The sequence below is a fragment of the Neptuniibacter sp. QD29_5 genome, assembly GCF_047778125.1.
Taxonomy (GTDB): domain Bacteria; phylum Pseudomonadota; class Gammaproteobacteria; order Pseudomonadales; family Balneatricaceae; genus Neptuniibacter.
Genome location: NZ_CP180556.1, coordinates 89,722 through 108,045, shown reverse-complemented (window position 1 = coordinate 108,045; position 18,324 = coordinate 89,722). Strand labels below are relative to the sequence as shown.

Below are 18,324 nucleotides of genomic sequence, written 5' to 3'. Positions count from 1 at the left end.
CACATGGAAAGGATGGAACATGACGATTATCTAATGATCTATTGTTTGGACGGCGAAGGAGAAGCGGTACTTAATGATAAGAAGGTTAGAGTCAAAGCCGGTGATATATTGCTGATTCCTAAAGGAATAGCTCACACCTACAAAGCACGGCAAAAGCGCCCCTGGACTATCTATTGGGTTCACTTTCATGGCCATCAAGCCGCTGATTTTGTGGCACATTTGGAGCAGCGCGAGTCCCCGCAAAGGCAATTTATTATTCCCATCGGTATCCACTCGCGCCTTGCCAGCGATTTTGAAGCCCTGCTCGAAGCCCGAGAATCCACTTACAACCTCAACGCTTATATCTGCGCAGCAAACCAACTTCGACAGATACTCAGCCATATCGCCCTGCTACAACCGCTAGCACGGCAAAAATTGTCGAGAGCAGGCTTGGATATAGAACGCGTTCATAGCCTGATGCAGACTCATGTGCACGAGCAACTGGACTTAGATACGCTGGCCGAAAGCGTCAACCTATCGAAATTCCACTTTGTAAAAAAATACAAAGAGATCACCGGAACCACCCCTATCAACCACTTTATCCAGCTCAAGATAGAGCGCGCCTGTCACCTTCTAGATACCACCACCAACAGCATCAACGAGATCTCTTTTGCCGTGGGTTATGACGATGCCTACTACTTCTCTCGGATCTTTAAGAAACTGATGGGGTTATCGCCGAGTCAGTATAGGAAGATGAGGACGGGGGCTTTTCCTTATCGGAGTTAAGGGGCAGGACGCTGCGCTAAAGAAACATCAGGACGCTACGCTAGAGATCGGCTTCGCCTTTTAGGGCGCCACTGCGTGGCTAGAGGACGGCTGCGCTTAGAGGAAAGACGTTGGCGTGGGAGTAATTTCTGCTTTGTGCCAAACGTGAATATCTGCATCTAAGACTCAAGAGCCCAGACACCTTCGGCTTATCAAGAAAGCTAATAATTGACAAAGTCATATATTAACATGATAACCTCATGCTATTAGAGGAGGCTTTTATGACTTTTGGTGTAACTTTGAAAGCAATTAATAACGTCAGGGAATTTAACCGAGTTTACACTCGAGAAATGGGAATTCTAAATGAGCGCTTTTTAGATAGCGGTTTTACCCTGCCAGAGCTTCGAGTCCTATTTGAAGTCGCCAGTAATCGGTCTCTAATGACTAGTCAGCTTGCACAGTCGTTATGCATGGATCAAGGGTATGTAAGTCGAATAGTAACAACCCTGAAAAAAGAAGGATTAGTTACGAGCCAGCAGAACCCTACTGATAAACGCCAAAAGATTCTCACACTAACGTCTTTGGGGGAATCAACGTATGCGGAATTGGAAGCATCGGTGCAAGTAGATATTCGTAATCAACTTGAAGAGTTTACGCCCGAAGATCAGCAGCAAATGATCGAAGCGATGAACACCATAACTCGTTTGATAAAGAAAAGTGATAATAAAAATAGTTTGATTCGCCCTATTCGATTAGGAGATTCAGGGCACATTATCAAACGTCATGTAGATCTTTACGCACGAGAGTATGGATGGGGGCAAAGCTTTGAACTCGCGGTTATGGAAGTACTTACTAGCTTCTTAAAAAACTTTGATCCTCAATATGAACAGGGGTGGGTTGCTGAAGTTGACGGCGAGTTTGCTGGTTGCATATTTGCTGTAAAAGAAAATGACAGCACTGCTCGCTTAAGAGCATTGTTAGTAGAACCTAAGTTTCGATGCCTTGGTATTGGCACTCAACTTATAGAACAATGCCTAGATTTTTGTCGTAGTAAACAATATGACACTGTCGTGCTTTGGACATGCGATGCTTTAACGCAAGCACGAAAACTTTACTCAAAACATGGTTTCATTAGAACAAGACAGTGGTCTGAAAAGGAGTTTGGAAGCAGTTTGGTTAGCGAAGACTGGGCGTTAGATTTACCATGAAGGCGAACAACTGTTGAACTACTGACCATGTATTTCACGATGACGGCAAGCAAATAGGGTGTAATAGCTTAGCGTATTACACAAACTCATAATATCTACGGTGCAATACGCTTCGCTATTGCACCGTAGATATTTTTTAGATCTCTCCTCTAGCGCTAGCGTCCTAAAAGGCTATTGGTATAAGAGTGGCTTCTACTTTAATCCAAATACAGACATTCATTCTTGACTAAAAAACCTCAAGAAGACTAATGAGAGTTATGTGGTCTGGAAAATATTGAGTAATCATTAATACTTTCCTTTGTGACAAGGCAACTTGATTTATAACCAGCATGAAAGTAACCATCTATTTATTGATATTAAGTTTGCATGCTTCTTTTGCACTAGCCGAGGAACCTAATGCACAGGAGTTATCCATTGGCGTATCAATATGGGCTCCTTACATCCGGGAAAAAGAATCAGGAATCGCTCTGGGTAAACTTGAACAAATAATGGAATACTCAGCCTTTAGCTATTCTGTCAGTTATTACCCTTTTAAAAGGTTACTTAGGCAAGCTGCTGATCATCAGATTTCAATCGCTGCTCTTTTAACGCGAACTCCCACCAGAGACAAACAGCTTCTTTTCTCTGAACCTCTCTATTGTGACCGTCGCTTCATATACAGTCATACGCCTAAACAAGGCTCCGATTTAAGTGGTATTAAGGGGCAAACACTTGGTGTAGGAATAGGAATCAATTACGGAAAAAACTTTGAAAAAGAAGTGATTAGATTTGGTATTACAGTTCAGAAGTTCCCAACCCCTCAAGTTCTATTGCGTGCTCTTCAGGAAAAAAGAGTTAGCAATATATTGATATCGGAGAGAGAAGCGGAATCATTAAAGAATCAGAAAAAAGCATTCGCAACTAACTCTATACGAAAAGCAGCTAATGCATTCAGTCAGATGGAGCTACATCTAGCTCTACCGCTTTCGAATGAAAGCAAAGAGCGGTTGAATCTAATCAATGATTCAATAATTTCTCTCAAACTAAGGGAAGGCTGTAACTAGCAAGTAGGGTATACCCTACTCTTTGGTAGGTTTATCGAAGAAACAGATGGGGGCTGTTCCTTATCGGTGATAAGGGTAGAGCGCCTAGAGAAAAAACAGGGAGAGGGTAACTGAGGCTTTATGACTGATATATATTTGGATAACAGGCAGCCCTCCCAAGAGAGGGCTTTGTGCTCTATTAGCAACAGTTTCAACCTAATATGTTAGCTACTCTAATGTATTTTTAATTGATCCAAGTATGTTCAGTGCTTCATCAAACTCAAAGCTGTCTAGAGAATTGTAAAGTTCATCTGCTAATGCAATTAACTCTGGGCCTGTCACTGACTTTTTAAGTTCTTTGGCAGCCTCAATACAACTTACATCTCCTTGTTTGACTTTATCTTCCAGCTCCATCAACAGTTGTGAAAGATCTAACGCATTAACACTTTTAGAGTCTACAAAGGGCCCATTACCGCAATACAAATCAATTTCTTTCTTTAACTTGGATATTTCTTGCGAAAGCTGCTCGGCTTGATTCTGAAGAAATTCTTCTGACCAGTTTTCAGAATGCTCAATGTTACTAAGAAGCGTCTGCAGAGGGTAAGCTCCTAAATTAGCAGCAACACCTGCCACTGAGTGAACCTGACGTTTAAGCTCTTCCCCTTCATCATTGATTGGATGCTCAATAAGCTGGCCTGGCAGTGACTCTAGTAGTTCTAGCATCTGCCCAAGCATCTTCTGATACAAATCACTGTTACCACAAAGCCTGTTTAATCCATCTTCAATATTTAGAACAGCATCAGTCTTGCGACGACTCTCAGAAGAAGTCTCTCTTGAATCTTGTTTTATCCAATGTAAAAGCACATCTTCGAGTTGTTGGGGGTCTATTGGTTTTGATACATGATCATTCATTCCCACAGAAAAACTTTTTTCTTTGTCGCCCTCCATAGCATTGGCCGTAAGCGCGATAATCGGTAACTGATCAAACTCAGGGCTTTTACGAATTTCTTCTGCAGCTGTATACCCATCCATTACAGGCATCTGAATATCCATCAGGATCAAATCAAAAGTCTCTTGATATAAAGCGCTCAGTACTTCTTCTCCGTTTTCACAGCAAACGACTTCAATTCCTAATGCTTTCAGCAATCCAACTGCGACTTCTGTATTTATTGAATTGTCTTCAGCGAGAAGTACTTTTGATCCCTTTAATCGGTCATTTTTGGGTACTTCACTATCTAATCGAATATCTTCGAGCTTATTTCTGTCTTTAAGAATATTTACTAACTCACCAAATACAGATGATGGCGTAAGTAATTCAGATATATGGTAGACAGGAAAGGCGTATTTGATCTCGGAGGTTTGTTTTGAACCGGTTACAAAAACACATGTAGGTAGAGTAGTTATGGCGTGGCCTTCAGACATTTTTTGATACAACGCGTCGTAATCAAATTGCCCTTCAAGGTCCATAAAGACAAGAAGTTCATGCGACTCATCAGAAGCAGCCACCTTAAAGTGCTTCCAATTAATATCTGAGAAGTGTTCAACATTGCCTGTAATATTTACATCAAAGGCTTTGAGTGCATTAACTATCCCTGCGTTGCCAACAACGTAAGCATTAATCTTGTCTAATTCGGTAAAATTATTGCCTTTCTTAGGTGTACGTTCTTCACATTCCTTCAGTGGTAGCTCAACTGTAAATGTGGATCCCTTACCTTCAGAGCTATTAATATTAATTTTACCTTTCATTAACTCTACTAGCTGTGCAGTTATTGCCAAGCCAAGACCGGTGCCACCAAATTTTCGGGTGGTACTACTATCTCCCTGGTTGAATGGTGTAAATAAGTGCTTCTGTTTATCTTCGGCAATTCCTATTCCAGAATCAGAGACATTGAAACGAAGAAAATGAGATCCTTCTTCATTTATAAAACTATCAGCCTCGAGCTTCACGAAACCACTTTGGGTAAATTTAACGGCATTTCCCGTTAGGTTCGTCAAAATCTGAGTTAACCGTAATGGATCTCCTAGAAAGTTATCCGCAAGATTGAAATTACGTTTAACAATAAATTGAATGTTTTTTTCGTTCGCATTCAGATGATTAACTACATAAACATTCTGAAGCACTCGATCAAGACTAAATCGAGTTTGCTCAACGTCCATGTGACCGGACTCAATCTTCGAGAAATCGAGGATGTCATTAATGATGCCTAGGAGATTTTTCGAAGAGAGCTGAATCTTTTCTAAGTAATTTTTTTGTTTTTCGGTTAGGTCTGCACTATCTAAAGACAAATGAGTTAAACCAATAATCGCATTCATTGGTGTTCTGATTTCATGGCTCATGTTGGCCAAAAATTCGCTCTTTGCTTTTGCAGCCTGTTCAGCTCTGATTACAGCTTGGTGTAGATCATAGTTCTTATCTTTGATGGTGTTTTGCATCTTATTAAATGCATTGTATACAACACCTATCTCATCATTTGTTTTTACCGTTAATGATTGGGTAAAGTTGCCCTCTCTGATATTTTGAGCAGCACCTGTTAGTTCTTCTAGAGGGCGAATCACTAATTTTCGATTCCACCAACCGCCAAAAACAACAATAAATAAGCAAACTACCCCAGTGCCAAAGCGAAGAAGGACTAACTGGTCAGTTATATATTCAAGCTCATGTTCAATTTCTAGTTCGTACCTAAAACTACCCAGTTTTTCCCCACCCCAGGTCAATTCTTCCTCAATGATCAAATATTCATCACTTCCTTCATGAAAAAGAACACGCTGCGATAAGGGATATAGCTGCTGCCCCGAGTTTGAAAACAGAACAATCCCTCCTTCTGATTCCTCGGCATGCATACGTTCTTGACGTTCAAGGATACTAAAGATTTTAGATAGATCTCCTGCAGCAAGTTCTTCAGCTATTATGGGAGCTAACACTTTAAGTTCAGAACGCTCAGAATCGATAATGACTTCCAACTGTTGCTCTTTGTAGTACGGGATATAAGCAAGTTCAACAGAACCTAGAAAAAAGCCTAGGGTTACAATTACGGGAGTGATTATTTTAGTCGCTATTTTCACTTCAGATCCTAGTTACTTTGGTGAAACATAATAACGTTCGAGATTAAGCTTGCGTACTTGATCGTAATCTCTATCACTAGCAGCACCTATTTTTTTAAACGGTACTTTTGCAAGGAGCTTCTGGTGATTTTCATCTTTTCCCATCTGTAACAATGCTTCTGTAACCGATTCTACGATGTCTGAATCGAGATCTAATTTTGCAGTCAAAGGATGCGGCTGAACACTTTCCGTTTTGAGCAATATATTAAGCTTTTCTTTTATATCTGATTGTTGCTGCTTGAAGGTTTTTTGAACCCCTCCACCAGCAGGGGCTAAGTTCAAAACAACATTGAGGTAAACCGAGGAATGGGTGTTAACAAATTTTGGCGTAAAATTAATACCATATTTCTGCTCAAGCTCAGAACGTATCATCAATGATGCACCCAAGGCATTAGGGGCTGGGAATACTAGGGTTTGACCTTCAAGCTGCTGGATGTTTTTAATGCCTTCGTCGCGATTAACAACCAGAATACCAAACAGTTTCCTTCCATGATCTCTAGCAATAGGTTTGTAATGTTCAGATATAGTGTAGTGATAAGGGTTCATGTACGCGAAATCAAAAGCACCCATTGAAAAATCCTTTTCAAATGTTGGAATATCCTTCGACCCTTTAAGTACGTACTTATGACCCGTTTTTTCTTCCAAAACATCTAAGATTGGTTGCCAAATAGAATATATAGTTTTGATATCGAACTGCGGAACCACACCAACTGTGAATGTTTTCGCTACTGAAACCGAAGGGCAAGCTAGAGTAAATACAAAAAGGAAAGTAAATAAACGTCTATTAAGCAACATCTTATGATTAATCCTTAAACTGAGCTGCAATTTCTACGAATGCTTTTTCCTGACGAAGAAAGGCATCAATAACATCTGGGTCAAAATGTTTGCTTTTCCCTTCAAGAAGAATAGATTTTGCTTTTTCATGATCAAATGCAGGTTTGTATACCCGCTTGGATATAAGGGCATCATAAACATCTGCTACTGCCATTAGTCGTCCTGATAATGGAATTTCGTTCTCTTTTAGGCCATAAGGATATCCGGTTCCGTCCCACTTCTCATGATGAGTAAGAGAAATTTCACGGGCATAACGTAAGAAAGAGTTGTCTCTATCTGACATACCAGCTTCTGCCTCTAAAATTGCATCAGCACCAATTTGCGGATGAGACTTCATCACAGAAAACTCTTCTTCCGTCAACTTCCCAGGCTTTAGAAGAATACTATCAGGGATTCCAACCTTACCAACATCATGTAACGGTGCTGATTTATAGATTAAATCAATATTTTCATCTGTTAGCTCTTCTTTGAAGAATCCATTCTGAACCAGATCTTCCGCTAGAGCTTTTACATAATACTGAGTACGACGAATGTGGTTGCCAGTTTCATTATCTCGCGTTTCAGCTAATGAAGCTAAAGCAAGAATGGTTATATCCTGCGTCGCAGATAATTCAGCCGTACGGATTTTAACCTTTTTCTCAAGAATCTCATTCTGACAAGCCAGTTCATCCTGAGCTTTCTTTAATGCAAGATGAGTTTCAACTCTGGCTGTAACAATTGCGGGGGAAATAGGTTTTGTTATGTAATCGACAGCTCCAACTTCCAAGCCATTCATTTCGTCCACTTCTTCGTTCATTGCCGTAACGAAAATTACAGGGATAGCTGACGTAGATGTAGACTGTTTAAGTTCCCGGCAAACCTCAAAACCATCCATACCAGGCATCATAACATCCAGAAGAATAAGATCTGGTTTCACTTCCCCATTAGCTCTGGATAGCGCCTGCTCGCCGTTTTTTGCTGCAATTACTCTGTATTTTGATTTAAGTAAGTCCGACAGGACCATAATGTTTATAGGCTCATCATCAACTACAAGTATGGTCTTGCTTTGAGTTTCGTTCATATAATGCAACCCCAAAAACTAATCCGATGAAATAAATTAAGACTTTAGAGTTCTCCATCTCCAGCCACAATCCAAAACAATAAAATTCACGTGGTTATTTAGTCTAAGAATGATCCTTGTCAGTTATCTTTTATTTGATATTTCCCGTTGAAGAGGAAATTATCTATATATAGCTAATATAAATGTAGTGACAGAGGTAGGCCATGCTTGGGATTGTTTTTACTGAATTTATGGAGATGGTAGAAGAGAAGTTTTCTGCCGATGTACTTGATGAAGTTTTAGAAACGCCGGGGCTAAAATCAGATGGGGTTTATACATCTGTAGGTTACTATGACCATAAAGATATGGTCAAAATGGTTGTCGAGTTATCAAAACAAGTTGACGTGCCAGTAGATGATTTAATAGAAGCTTTTGGGCAGTATCTTTTTGGGATACTGATCTCTAAATACCCCACCCTTAAAGAGAACATTAGCTCTGCTTTAGACTTTCTTGAAACAGTCGACGGTACTGTGCACAAGCAAGTAAAAAAACTTTACCCAGAAGCTGAATTACCTGAATTTGATTGCGAACGTATAGACCAAAGCACTTTGAATCTACACTACAGATCTAAGAGGCCTTTCTCGATCCTTGCATTAGGGTTGATAAAAGGATGTGGTGATTTCTTCGGTGATAAGCTAGAGGTTACGCACACCTCTCGAGAAGAAAATGGACTACACCATACCGACTTTGTTGTAGTTAATGCTAATGACTAGCGAAGCAGATCGTTGGGAAAAACGATATCTCCGTGAAAAAAAAGCGCGCAAATCAGCAGAGGAATTATTAGAAAAGAAAGCCAGTGAGCTTTTTGAAGCCAATGAAAGGCTGAGGAAACTGCTTGATTTTCAATCAAATATTGTCGAAGAAAAGACCAAAGAGCTTCAATCGGCTCTCGCTGTAGCTAAAGATGCGAATGAACATAAAAGCATGTTTTTGGCCAATATGAGCCATGAAATACGCACACCGATGAATGCCATTATAGGTCTCAGTCATCTAGCCCTTGAAGTCGAGTTAGATCAACAACAGCAAGGATATTTGCACAAGATACAATTCTCCGCCAAAAACCTTCTAGGAATCATCAATGACATTCTTGATTTTTCTAAGATTGAAGCGGGAAAAATGAATATTGAAATCGTTCCTTTCGACTTAGATGAAGTATTGAGTGATCTCTTCGGCCTACAAAAGATCAAAGCCGAAGAAAAAGAAATTTGCTTTACTCTGAATCGAGATTTCAGTTTCGCTAACTATGTACTCAGCGATCCAGTCCGTATTAACCAAATACTGACAAATCTTGTCAGTAATGCCATCAAGTTTACAGAAAAAGGAAAGGTCACGGTTGATGTTGATGCAGTTTACCAAAATGGTGAGAACGCTTGCCTTAATGTCGTAGTCGAAGATACAGGCATTGGTATCACCAAAGAACAAAAAAAACTTCTATTCCAACCATTCACACAAGGCGATTCTAGTACCACTCGACAATTTGGCGGTACAGGGCTGGGCCTTTCAATTACTCAAAAGCTAACAGAGTTATTAGGCGGAACTATCCATCTTGAAAGTGAAATAGGTAAGGGAACTAAAGTAACCGTATCACTACCTCTAAAATTAGACCCAAACAAAACCAAATGTAGTCATTTATTGAAAGGAAGATCTTGTCTATTGTTGGGGGGAGATGAAACCTTAAGGAAGCTACTCGAAAGTTTTGGCTTAAGTATTCTTTCAGCAGAATATAGTAGAGATGCTATCCAACTTGTTGAAAACGCTGTAATAAAGGAGCCGGTTGATTGCATAGTAATTGCCCCTCCTTCAAATGCTCAATTGGACTTGCCTGATTACCTCCTTGCATTACGTAATCAAGTCCCTGAAGTCATCCTTATACCAAATATCCTGATCACTTCGTCAAGAACAGCAAAAATCATCTCAAAACATCATGACAGTTATAATCTTCATGCGATTAGCGAATTAATTACCCCTTCAAGTGTCCTTGATCTGCTAACAGAGGTCTTACAGCCTGAAATAAAACCTGATTCTGTTAGAAAAACCAGATCTCCACTACATGGTATTGAAGATATTTTGGGAGCACGTGTATTGCTCGTAGAAGATAACCCTTTAAATACAGAAGTAGCTAAAGGGATGCTTGAACGTATGGGCTTACATACAACTTGTGCGACAAATGGGCAAGAAGCTTTAAATCTAATGGCTGAATCTTCTTTTGATATTGTATTAATGGATCTACAAATGCCTGTCATGGATGGTTTTGAAGCTATATCGCATATCAGAAGCAATCCAGACTATGTGAACCTACCAGTCGTCGCTTTAACTGCCCATGCTATGACAGGAGATAAAGAAAAAAGCCTAGCCTCAGGTATGGATGATCATATCACTAAGCCTATTGATGTGGATGAACTTGAAGAGACTCTCTTTAAGTGGATTCCCTCTACTCAATTAAGAAGAAAGTCACAGAGTACAACAATTAATGCACCAAACATTATTTTCGAGCACATAGATGGCCTAGATTTAACAAATAGCCTTCCTCGTGTTTCGGGCGATATTAGCTTCTATCTATCTCTGTGGAAGCAATATGAGCTTCGCTACCCTGATCTAGCTCGTGAGTTTTCTGTTCTAATGAATAGAAAGGATCTAACAGAAATAAACAAACTGGCTCATAGTGTAAAGGGCGTATTTGCTAACCTTGGGGCAGTTGAACTAGAGAAAACCTGTGCTGTACTCGAGCGTTTAGAATGCCTTTCAGACAGTTCAGGAACAGAACTAACAGAGCAACTAAATAGTCAATTAGCAGTTGTCCAAGCGAGTTTACAAAAACTCAAAATGGCCAATAAACCTGCTTCCGCACAAGAAAGCTCAAATACATATGACGCTAATGCCTTTAAAGAAAAGCAATTGCAGTTAGAGCAGTTACTGGTAGCAGGTGATATTGAGGCAATGAATGTAGTTAAAGTGCTAACAAGAATTTGTGAGGAAGCTAAAAAGCCAATGCTTGATGACATTGAAAAGTTAATAGCTGACTTTGAATTCGAAGAAGCTCTAGAGTATTTAACACATTTAAAATGACGTGCTTCTTATAATTAAAATATTCCGAAAAGGCTTATTAAGATCGGAGTAATGGGTTAAAACGACGTAGCGCGGCAAAAGATCAGCTTTTCAATAGGAAATGCGCTAAGAATATCTTATGCCCGCTGCAAGTTGGGAGAAAACAACTTACCAACAGAAACAGATCAACTTAGTACTTAATATCAACGGGTTAGATTAGAATCTATTCTAAATAATCCACCAACTTCCCAGTCGTCATACGTAGATGCTGGCTGATTTGTTTAGCAAATCTCATTACGAGCTCTAAAGCAACTCTAGGACGGGCTTCACACATTTTTTTAAAGCCCTCTGTGGTCATTACTAATACAGATATATCGGTAGCAGCTACAACTGTGGCAGACCTAGTTTCGTTATCGATTAAACCCATCTCACCAATAGTATTTCCTGCCCGTAAAGTAACTATCTTTTTGAGTTTGTTCTGGTCATCCTTTTTCAGCACATCTAATTGTCCTTTTATTATCAGAACAAAATAGGAACACTTTTCCCCCTCAGAAAATAAACTTTCTCCCTTCTTAAGCTGATAAAGATCCATGTGTTCCGCCAAATATTGTATGTGTTCATAGCTGAATTCTCGTCCCCATGCACTGGCATCTAACAATTGGCACTTTTCGTCCAAAGGCGTGTCTTCCTTTGAACGGTTAGATAAAAGATCGATCTTTGAGTGGCTCATTGTTATTGCTCTACCTAAATAAAACGCAGTGGGGAGAAAGTTATTTGGTCTTTTTAGTCACTTACTTAAATTAACTATATACCAATCAGTTTGATAGGAACTTATCTGTTATTCCTTGGGGCGCTATGTGTTAGAAGTATTTCTTCTATTCAATAACTCATTTTTTACCTTAGATTTTCCCTAATCGTGGAACTACGGCTTCTAATGAACGCCCTTCTTTTGACTCTAGCTATCATAGATATAGATCCGATTGCGCCGGCGCAGGTATGAGAATAATTTCTTAGAAGGGATTACTTGAACTGTTTGATCTTCTCTGCAAACAAGTCAATTTCTACTGAGACTGGCTTGTCTGATGCTCTTCGCCCTTGTGGGTTGTGCCTCGAAAAGTTGTGCTTATCCATTCTATTTCTTTTTTCATGGTTTGAACGTCTATCTATCATTGTCTTCCGGCGTTCTTCCCCTTTATATTGTGAATACAAATAATGCTTCCACCATTCTTCAGCATGTTGGATGCTATGAAAGATTGGGCTTACAGGATTTATATTTTCATCAGCCCAATAAAATACGATTTCATATTCGACAAAATCTTTTACTAATTTCATGAAGTTATACATCTAGCTTTAGGCGTTTAAACATGGAGATGAGGGGAAGCTGGCATTAATGCGCTATTGACCACATACATTTCGGGCTATGTTATAGGGCTATTAGCCCTACAGTCCATTTGGTCGGTTTGGATTGCTGACCCAGATCAAATCACTACGTAATAATAGCAGGAGATTTCGGAAAGGAAGCTTTTATCGTTAAAGAACAGAAAGTTAGATCGTAAAAACATCAACTCATTAAATTTCAGCCATCTGAACCCTATTACGTCCATGATTTTTAGCCTGGTAAAAAGCTTTAGAGTAGCGATACTTTCACCCTCTTTAGGAATAATAAGTCTAAGGTTGGCAGTAACAGAGCAACCGCCATAGGAAATATGACGTTTTACTCTGTTACAACCAATTACTTTTCGGTTAATCCACCTTAAAGTGGCTTACGCTCTGTCGTAACTGCTGTGCAAGCGCCGAGAGTTCTTGGCAAACCTGTTGATTGCGTTCGGATTCGGCTGAAGTTTCTTCCGATTTAATCTGAATGAACGAAACGTGCTCACTAATATCATTAGCCACTGCACCCTGCTGTTCTACCGCCGCAGCAATTTGTGAGTTAACAAATGAAAGGTTACTCACCGCTTGAGTGATATGCTCCAACGAATCACCTGCTTGACTGGCATTTTCTACGCTATGACTCGCAGATTCCTGCCCTGATTGCATCGCGTGTACAGCATTTGATGCGCCAGTCTGTAAACGGTTGATCATATCCTGAATCTCATGGGTGCTGTTTTGGGTACGACCAGCAAGGTTACGCACCTCATCAGCCACCACGGCAAACCCACGACCTTGCTCACCCGCACGCGCAGCTTCTATTGATGCATTGAGCGCTAATAGATTAGTTTGATCGGCAATATCACGGATAACATCAAGTACTTTACCTATCTCTTCACTATCTGCTCGTAGCGTATCAATAACAGATGCGGTCTCTTCAACCTGCTCTGATAATTGGTTAATCGCATTAACCGAGGCTGTCACCACAGTTTTACCCGTATCAGCCATTTGGTTAGTTTCTTTGGCGGTTTCATCAGCCGACGCAGCATTACTCGCTACTTCATGAATCGCTCCACTCATCTGTTCAACTGAAGCTGCAACCTGAGTCGTACGTTGCAATTGGTCTTCGGTATGCTCAGCTGTATTTTGAATATCCACCAGTAGATGATCAGTCTTATCAGCTAATTGATGCGAAACTTGGGTCAATTGCCGCACCATTTCCTGTTGTTGCGACAACATCCGATCCACAGTATGACCTAGTAGTGATAACTCATCATTTCCCGCCTCATTTAAACGCTGAGTAAGATCTCCTTCACCATCGGCAATCATTCCTATTGCCCCAGAAATTGTAGCGATACGCTGACTAATCACCCGTTTAAAAGCAAGGTAAATAGTCGTCAGAATCACTAATAGCATCAATAAGAGAAAACCAATCACTGTCACACTAGTCACTTGGCTTGAGGCAAGCTGCTCAGTCACATCTGAATCAATCTCAAGCACACCTCGAACATCCCCTAACTTCCAATCGGTCTTGGGCGAATCGGGGTGGCTGTTATGGCAAGCAACGCACCCTGGGGCCGACATCGTATCGGCAATAGCAACGCGAACGATGCTCTTATCGCCGTGACTACTCACTTGTTTGTAAATGCCGTCAGGGTTGGCCACCAGATAATCCCAAGCATCCGACGCAAATTGATCAAGATTACGACTAGCGCGGTTAGGGAAAGGGAAGTCACTATAAAGTTTGACGTTAACGCCGTTGTTTTCGAGCAATTTACTCAAATCATGGATCATCGTCGCAGGTAGCGGGATAGCCTTAGGGTTTCCCTGATGATCTATCGCAGGCTTGATATCAGACCCTTTACTGACAACAGAGGCAATGTTTTGCACATAGTATTTTCGTAAAGTTTTAAACTGGATAGCCGTTTGTTCTGCAGCAAATACCGTGTCTTCCAGTACACGATCTTCCATCCTTGAAGGTATCAGCCAAGCCATAACGGCCAGCGCCACAATAAATACACCCAGAATAGGATACGCCATTTTGGCAAAAATCCCCTGGGTAATGGCTATTTTGGCCATGAGGAATTCCTCCAAATACGGTACTTTTTAGTGTAGCAGGCAAAAAAATATTGGCTTGGGTAACAGTTGCTAATTGAAGATAAAATTAAAGAGGGGAAGGGGAAAATAAATAGGGTGAATAAGCATAACTATTGCACCCTATATCAAACGAATTTCTTAGTGGTTTTCAGCCGCAGCTTTCTCTTTTTCAGCAGCAATGTGCTCAATATGCTGGTCGAAGTTTTCGTTTAACATTTCGTTAAAGTGGCCGGTGTACCAATCTACTGCGTCTTTCTTTTCAGCCGCTAGATCGCTTGAACGATAAGCTACTTCGTGGGAGCTAAAACGCGCTGCAGCGTAACGAATGGCTGCACCTACATCTTCCAGCTCTTTACCTTCAGCAGTCAACATACGGTTAGCCAGATCGATAAACTCGTCTGCCATTTTATACGTATCCATCGCCTTTTCTTTTTGACTCATACAGCACCACCCTATTCAAAAACTGTTAGGGCAATAACCCGCCCCATTACAAAAGAGCTCAACTGTACAATAGGTAAGGTGCAATAGCGAAGCGTATTGCACCAATGGCTAAGATGTTAAGCAGTGATTAAAGCATCTCAACCGCGACCGCTGTCGCCTCACCACCGCCAATGCAAAGCGAGGCGATACCGCGCTTTAGACCTTTCTGTTTCAGCGCATGCAGCAACGTCACCATAATGCGGGAACCACTTGAGCCGATCGGGTGACCCAGTGCACACGCTCCACCACGGACATTCACTTTGTCTGCATCAAGACCGAGTTCGGTGATCGCCAGCATAGAAACCACAGCAAAGGCTTCGTTGATCTCAAATAGATCCACGTCCTCTTTCGACCAACCCGCTTTATCCAACGTTTTCTGGATCGAACCGATCGGTGCAATGGTAAATTCAGCTGGTAACTGTGCATGAGTGGAGTGCGCCACAATTTTAGCTAGCGGAGATAGACCACGAGCTTTCGCTTCGGACTCTTTCATCAGCAATAGAGCCGAGCCACCATCGGAGATCGAGCTGGAGTTAGCTGCTGACACCGTGCCGTCTTTTTTGAAGGCCGGTTTTAGGCTACGGATTTTATCGATGCGAGCATTACCTGGCTGTTCATCGGTATCGATAACCACTTCGCCTTTTCGTGTTTTAATCGTCACCGGTGCGATCTCTTCGACAAACTCACCGGCTTCAATTGCAGCGATCGCCTTTTCTAGAGAACCAATCGCAAAGTCATCCATCGCTTCACGGCTAACATTGAAATCGTCCGCGCTCTTTTGTGCAAACGAGCCCATCAAGCCACCTTCATAAGCGTCTTCTAAGCCATCAAAGAACATATGATCGATCACCTTGCCGTGACCCATACGCATGCCTTCACGGGCTTTTGGTAGTAGATACGGAGACTGACTCATATTCTCCATACCACCAGCGACCATGATAGACGCCGAACCCGCTAAGATTTGATCATGAGCCAACATCACTGCCTTCATACCGGAGCCACACATCTTATTGATGGTGGTACAACCGGCAGCATCGGGAATACCTGCAGCACGGGATGCTTGTCGAGCAGGTGCCTGACCTAAACCAGCAGGCAAAACACAGCCCATCACCACTTCATCGACATCATCCGCAGCAACGCCCGCACGCTCAATTGCAGCTTTGATCGCAGTAGCACACAGATCGGGAGCGCGAACATCGCTTAACGATCCCATCATGCCACCCATTGGGGTACGCGCGGCACTTACAATAACGACTGCATCCTGACTCATATTTCCACCTTCATAACTTTCTAATATTGACGTTAACGTCAACTTGTAGAGACAAAAAAGGGGATCGAATAACCCCCCTTTGGTTTAAGTTTAGCTAAAGTTCTTTTTCATGAATTTCTGCACTTCACCAACAATACCGCTACGGAACGCCAATACGCAGATCACGAAGATAAAGCCCATGATGATGTGGATGTAGTTACCCAACTCACCACCGGACAAGTAGTTCTGAATAGTCACAACCGCACCGGCACCTACGATTGGGCCAAAGATCGTGCCCATACCACCTAGCAAGGTCATCAACACCACCTCACCGGACATATGCCAATGAGCATCGGTCAGCGAAGCCAGCTGGAACACCAAGGTTTTCGTCGAACCGGCTAGACCTGCTAGTGCAGCCGAGATTACAAATGCAGCCCATTTGTAATCGTTAACGTTGTAACCAAGGGATACTGCACGCGCTTCGTTTTCACGGATCGCTTTAAGAATTTGACCGAATGGTGAGTGGATCGTGCGATTTACCAACCAGAAACCAAACAGGAAGATGGCAAACACGAAGTAATACATACTCATGTTATCGCTCAGATCGATAAACCCGAACAGATGCCCACGCGGAACGCCCTGCATCCCATCTTCACCACCGGTAAACGGTGCTTGGAGGTAAACGAAGAAAGCTAACTGAGCTAACGCCAGTGTAACCATGGCAAAGTAGATACCTTCACGTTTCACCGCCAACTTGCCATACACAGCACCCAGTAAAGCAGCTGCTAAGGTTCCACCCAACACACCTAACTCGGGTGTCACACCGGTTTCCATCATCAAATAACCGGTAATGTAGCCACCGGTCCCTAAGAACGCGGCGTGGCCGAAAGAGAGCAAACCCACATAACCCAACAACAGGTTAAATGCGCAAGCGAACAGTGCAAAACAGAGCACTTTCATAACAAACACGGGGTACAGCACGTAAGGAGCAATCAATCCAAGGACGACCAGTGCAATCATTGTTTTACTTATTTTCATCGTCACGTCTCCTAGGCTTCTTTACCAAATAAACCCGCAGGCTTGGTTAGCAATACAATCACCATCACCGCAAAAATAACGGTGGTCGAGGCTTCGGGGTAAAAGTACTTCGTCAGGCCCTCCACAACCCCCATACCTAAGCCGGTCAGGATTGCGCCACCGATCGATCCCATTCCGCCAATTACCACGATGGCGAATACCACGATCAGCATGTTGGAGCCCATGTCGGGTGATACCGAATACACAGGTGCAGCCATCACACCGGCAAAGCCAGCTAAGCCCACACCAAACCCAAAGGTCAGAGTGACAATCAAAGGTACGTTGATACCAAATGCCTGCATCAACTGCGGGTTCTCAGTACCTGCACGCAGGTAGGCACCCAGCTTTGTTTTCTCGATCATGTACCAAGTACCGGCGCAAACAATGATCGACGCGATAATGATCCAAGCACGATAATTTGGCAGATACATAAATGGCAGACGGTTACCGCCTTTCAGCTCTTCTGGAATCGCGTAGGACATACCTGAGGAACCGAACAGGTGAGTAAACGCCCCCTGAAGAATTAGCGCTAAACCGAAGGTCAGCAGCAAACTGTAAAGGTGATCCTCATTGGCAATTGGACGCAGCAGGAAACGCTCCATCAAAATGCCGATAAAGCCCACGGCGATCGGGACGAGAATTAGCGCGACCCAATAGTTAATGCCCATATAGTTAAGGGCCATCCACGCAAAGAAAGCACCCAGCATATAGAGCGCGCCCTGCGCGAAGTTAATGATTTTTAACAGTCCGAAAATAATTGCTAAACCCAGACTGAGTAATGCATAGAATGAGCCGTTAATGAGGCCCACCAGCAATTGACCAAATAGGCCAAAGAGATTTATATCGAGGAATGTTGCCATAACTCTCCACCCCTTACCGGCAACTGCGCCACAGATACATTTGTAGCTAACCGGTACTTACAATCCGCTAAGAGAGCTATATAGAACTACGAATAGCTCAAAACTCTGACTTACTAATTGAGAGAGGTGAAACTCA

General features: G+C 42.1%; 15 protein-coding genes. 5 read left to right on the top strand and 10 right to left on the bottom strand.

The annotated features are described in order from the left end of the window. The first annotated feature begins 3 nt into the window (after positions 1-3). The 3 genes from ACMXYR_RS00465 (at position 4) to ACMXYR_RS00455 (ending at position 2,995) form a co-directional block, all read left to right on the top strand. Positions 4-765, top strand: coding sequence for an AraC family transcriptional regulator (locus tag ACMXYR_RS00465; protein ID WP_415893004.1), 762 nt, complete (start codon positions 4-6; stop codon positions 763-765). 260 nt (positions 766-1,025) lie between these two features. After that, positions 1,026-1,952 (top strand): bifunctional helix-turn-helix transcriptional regulator/GNAT family N-acetyltransferase, encoded by a 927-nt coding sequence (locus ACMXYR_RS00460; RefSeq protein WP_415902480.1) that lies wholly within the window; start codon positions 1,026-1,028, stop codon positions 1,950-1,952. Positions 1,953-2,281: 329 nt separating this feature from the next. Further along, entirely contained in the window at positions 2,282-2,995 is a 714-nt protein-coding gene (locus tag ACMXYR_RS00455) for a substrate-binding periplasmic protein (protein WP_415902479.1), read from the top strand. Between the two features lie 207 nt (positions 2,996-3,202). Here the strand turns inward: ACMXYR_RS00455 and ACMXYR_RS00450 are convergent, their stop codons facing one another. From ACMXYR_RS00450 to ACMXYR_RS00440, 3 genes are read right to left on the bottom strand one after another with little or no spacing between them, the layout of a single operon-like run. Further along, positions 3,203-6,037 carry an ATP-binding protein gene (locus ACMXYR_RS00450; RefSeq protein WP_415902478.1) on the bottom strand — a complete coding sequence of 945 codons (2,835 nt, stop codon included), beginning with the start codon at positions 6,035-6,037 and terminating at the stop codon, positions 3,203-3,205. A gap of 12 nt (positions 6,038-6,049) precedes the next feature. After that, positions 6,050-6,871, bottom strand: coding sequence for a phosphate/phosphite/phosphonate ABC transporter substrate-binding protein (locus tag ACMXYR_RS00445; protein WP_415902477.1), 822 nt, complete (start codon positions 6,869-6,871; stop codon positions 6,050-6,052). 7 nt (positions 6,872-6,878) lie between these two features. Then, positions 6,879-7,970: a response regulator gene (locus ACMXYR_RS00440; RefSeq protein ID WP_415902476.1), complete on the bottom strand. Its 1,092-nt coding sequence runs from the start codon at positions 7,968-7,970 to the stop codon at positions 6,879-6,881. Between the two features lie 203 nt (positions 7,971-8,173). Here ACMXYR_RS00440 and ACMXYR_RS00435 point away from each other — a divergent pair, with 203 nt between their 5' ends. Beyond that, positions 8,174-8,722, top strand: coding sequence for a heme NO-binding domain-containing protein (locus ACMXYR_RS00435; RefSeq protein ID WP_415902475.1), 549 nt, complete (start codon positions 8,174-8,176; stop codon positions 8,720-8,722). Further along, positions 8,715-11,075 carry an ATP-binding protein gene (locus ACMXYR_RS00430; protein ID WP_415902474.1) on the top strand — a complete coding sequence of 787 codons (2,361 nt, stop codon included), beginning with the start codon at positions 8,715-8,717 and terminating at the stop codon, positions 11,073-11,075. Before ACMXYR_RS00435 ends, ACMXYR_RS00430 begins: the two co-directional genes overlap by 8 nt. Positions 11,076-11,277: 202 nt before the next feature. On the opposite strand, the gene ACMXYR_RS00425 is transcribed toward ACMXYR_RS00430, so the two are convergent. The 7 genes from ACMXYR_RS00425 to ACMXYR_RS00395 form a co-directional block, all read right to left on the bottom strand. Then, positions 11,278-11,784: a Crp/Fnr family transcriptional regulator gene (locus ACMXYR_RS00425; RefSeq protein WP_415902473.1), complete on the bottom strand. Its 507-nt coding sequence runs from the start codon at positions 11,782-11,784 to the stop codon at positions 11,278-11,280. Positions 11,785-12,074: 290 nt separating this feature from the next. Then, a complete protein-coding gene (locus ACMXYR_RS00420) occupies positions 12,075-12,386 on the bottom strand; it encodes a hypothetical protein (RefSeq protein WP_415902472.1) in 312 nt (103 codons plus the stop codon). Between the two features lie 411 nt (positions 12,387-12,797). Further along, entirely contained in the window at positions 12,798-14,504 is a 1,707-nt protein-coding gene (locus ACMXYR_RS00415) for a methyl-accepting chemotaxis protein (protein WP_415902471.1), read from the bottom strand. 156 nt (positions 14,505-14,660) lie between these two features. Continuing rightward, complete coding sequence (locus ACMXYR_RS00410; RefSeq protein WP_415883037.1) at positions 14,661-14,963, bottom strand: DUF3144 domain-containing protein; 303 nt, start codon at positions 14,961-14,963, stop codon at positions 14,661-14,663. A 127-nt stretch (positions 14,964-15,090) separates the two neighbouring features. Next, positions 15,091-16,272, bottom strand: a complete 1,182-nt coding sequence (locus tag ACMXYR_RS00405; RefSeq protein ID WP_415902470.1) for a thiolase family protein — start codon at positions 16,270-16,272, stop codon at positions 15,091-15,093. A gap of 90 nt (positions 16,273-16,362) precedes the next feature. After that, positions 16,363-17,289, bottom strand: coding sequence for a branched-chain amino acid ABC transporter permease (locus tag ACMXYR_RS00400; protein WP_415883035.1), 927 nt, complete (start codon positions 17,287-17,289; stop codon positions 16,363-16,365). Between the two features lie 11 nt (positions 17,290-17,300). Continuing rightward, positions 17,301-18,188 (bottom strand): branched-chain amino acid ABC transporter permease, encoded by an 888-nt coding sequence (locus tag ACMXYR_RS00395; protein ID WP_415883034.1) that lies wholly within the window; start codon positions 18,186-18,188, stop codon positions 17,301-17,303. Positions 18,189-18,324: the final 136 nt, after the last annotated feature.

Bases quoted from the DNA above. Each gene is read 5' to 3' on its own strand.
- ACMXYR_RS00465 (WP_415893004.1), top strand. From the start codon at position 4: ATGGAAAGGATGGAACATGACGATTATCTAATGATCTATTGTTTGGAC.
- ACMXYR_RS00460 (WP_415902480.1), top strand. From the start codon at position 1,026: ATGACTTTTGGTGTAACTTTGAAAGCAATTAATAACGTCAGGGAATTT.
- ACMXYR_RS00455 (WP_415902479.1), top strand. From the start codon at position 2,282: ATGAAAGTAACCATCTATTTATTGATATTAAGTTTGCATGCTTCTTTT.
- ACMXYR_RS00445 (WP_415902477.1), bottom strand. From the start codon at position 6,871: ATGTTGCTTAATAGACGTTTATTTACTTTCCTTTTTGTATTTACTCTA.
- ACMXYR_RS00440 (WP_415902476.1), bottom strand. From the start codon at position 7,970: ATGAACGAAACTCAAAGCAAGACCATACTTGTAGTTGATGATGAGCCT.
- ACMXYR_RS00435 (WP_415902475.1), top strand. From the start codon at position 8,174: ATGCTTGGGATTGTTTTTACTGAATTTATGGAGATGGTAGAAGAGAAG.
- ACMXYR_RS00430 (WP_415902474.1), top strand. From the start codon at position 8,715: ATGACTAGCGAAGCAGATCGTTGGGAAAAACGATATCTCCGTGAAAAA.
- ACMXYR_RS00425 (WP_415902473.1), bottom strand. From the start codon at position 11,784: ATGAGCCACTCAAAGATCGATCTTTTATCTAACCGTTCAAAGGAAGAC.
- ACMXYR_RS00420 (WP_415902472.1), bottom strand. From the start codon at position 12,386: ATGAAATTAGTAAAAGATTTTGTCGAATATGAAATCGTATTTTATTGG.
- ACMXYR_RS00415 (WP_415902471.1), bottom strand. From the start codon at position 14,504: ATGGCCAAAATAGCCATTACCCAGGGGATTTTTGCCAAAATGGCGTAT.
- ACMXYR_RS00410 (WP_415883037.1), bottom strand. From the start codon at position 14,963: ATGAGTCAAAAAGAAAAGGCGATGGATACGTATAAAATGGCAGACGAG.
- ACMXYR_RS00405 (WP_415902470.1), bottom strand. From the start codon at position 16,272: ATGAGTCAGGATGCAGTCGTTATTGTAAGTGCCGCGCGTACCCCAATG.
- ACMXYR_RS00400 (WP_415883035.1), bottom strand. From the start codon at position 17,289: ATGAAAATAAGTAAAACAATGATTGCACTGGTCGTCCTTGGATTGATT.
- ACMXYR_RS00395 (WP_415883034.1), bottom strand. From the start codon at position 18,188: ATGGCAACATTCCTCGATATAAATCTCTTTGGCCTATTTGGTCAATTG.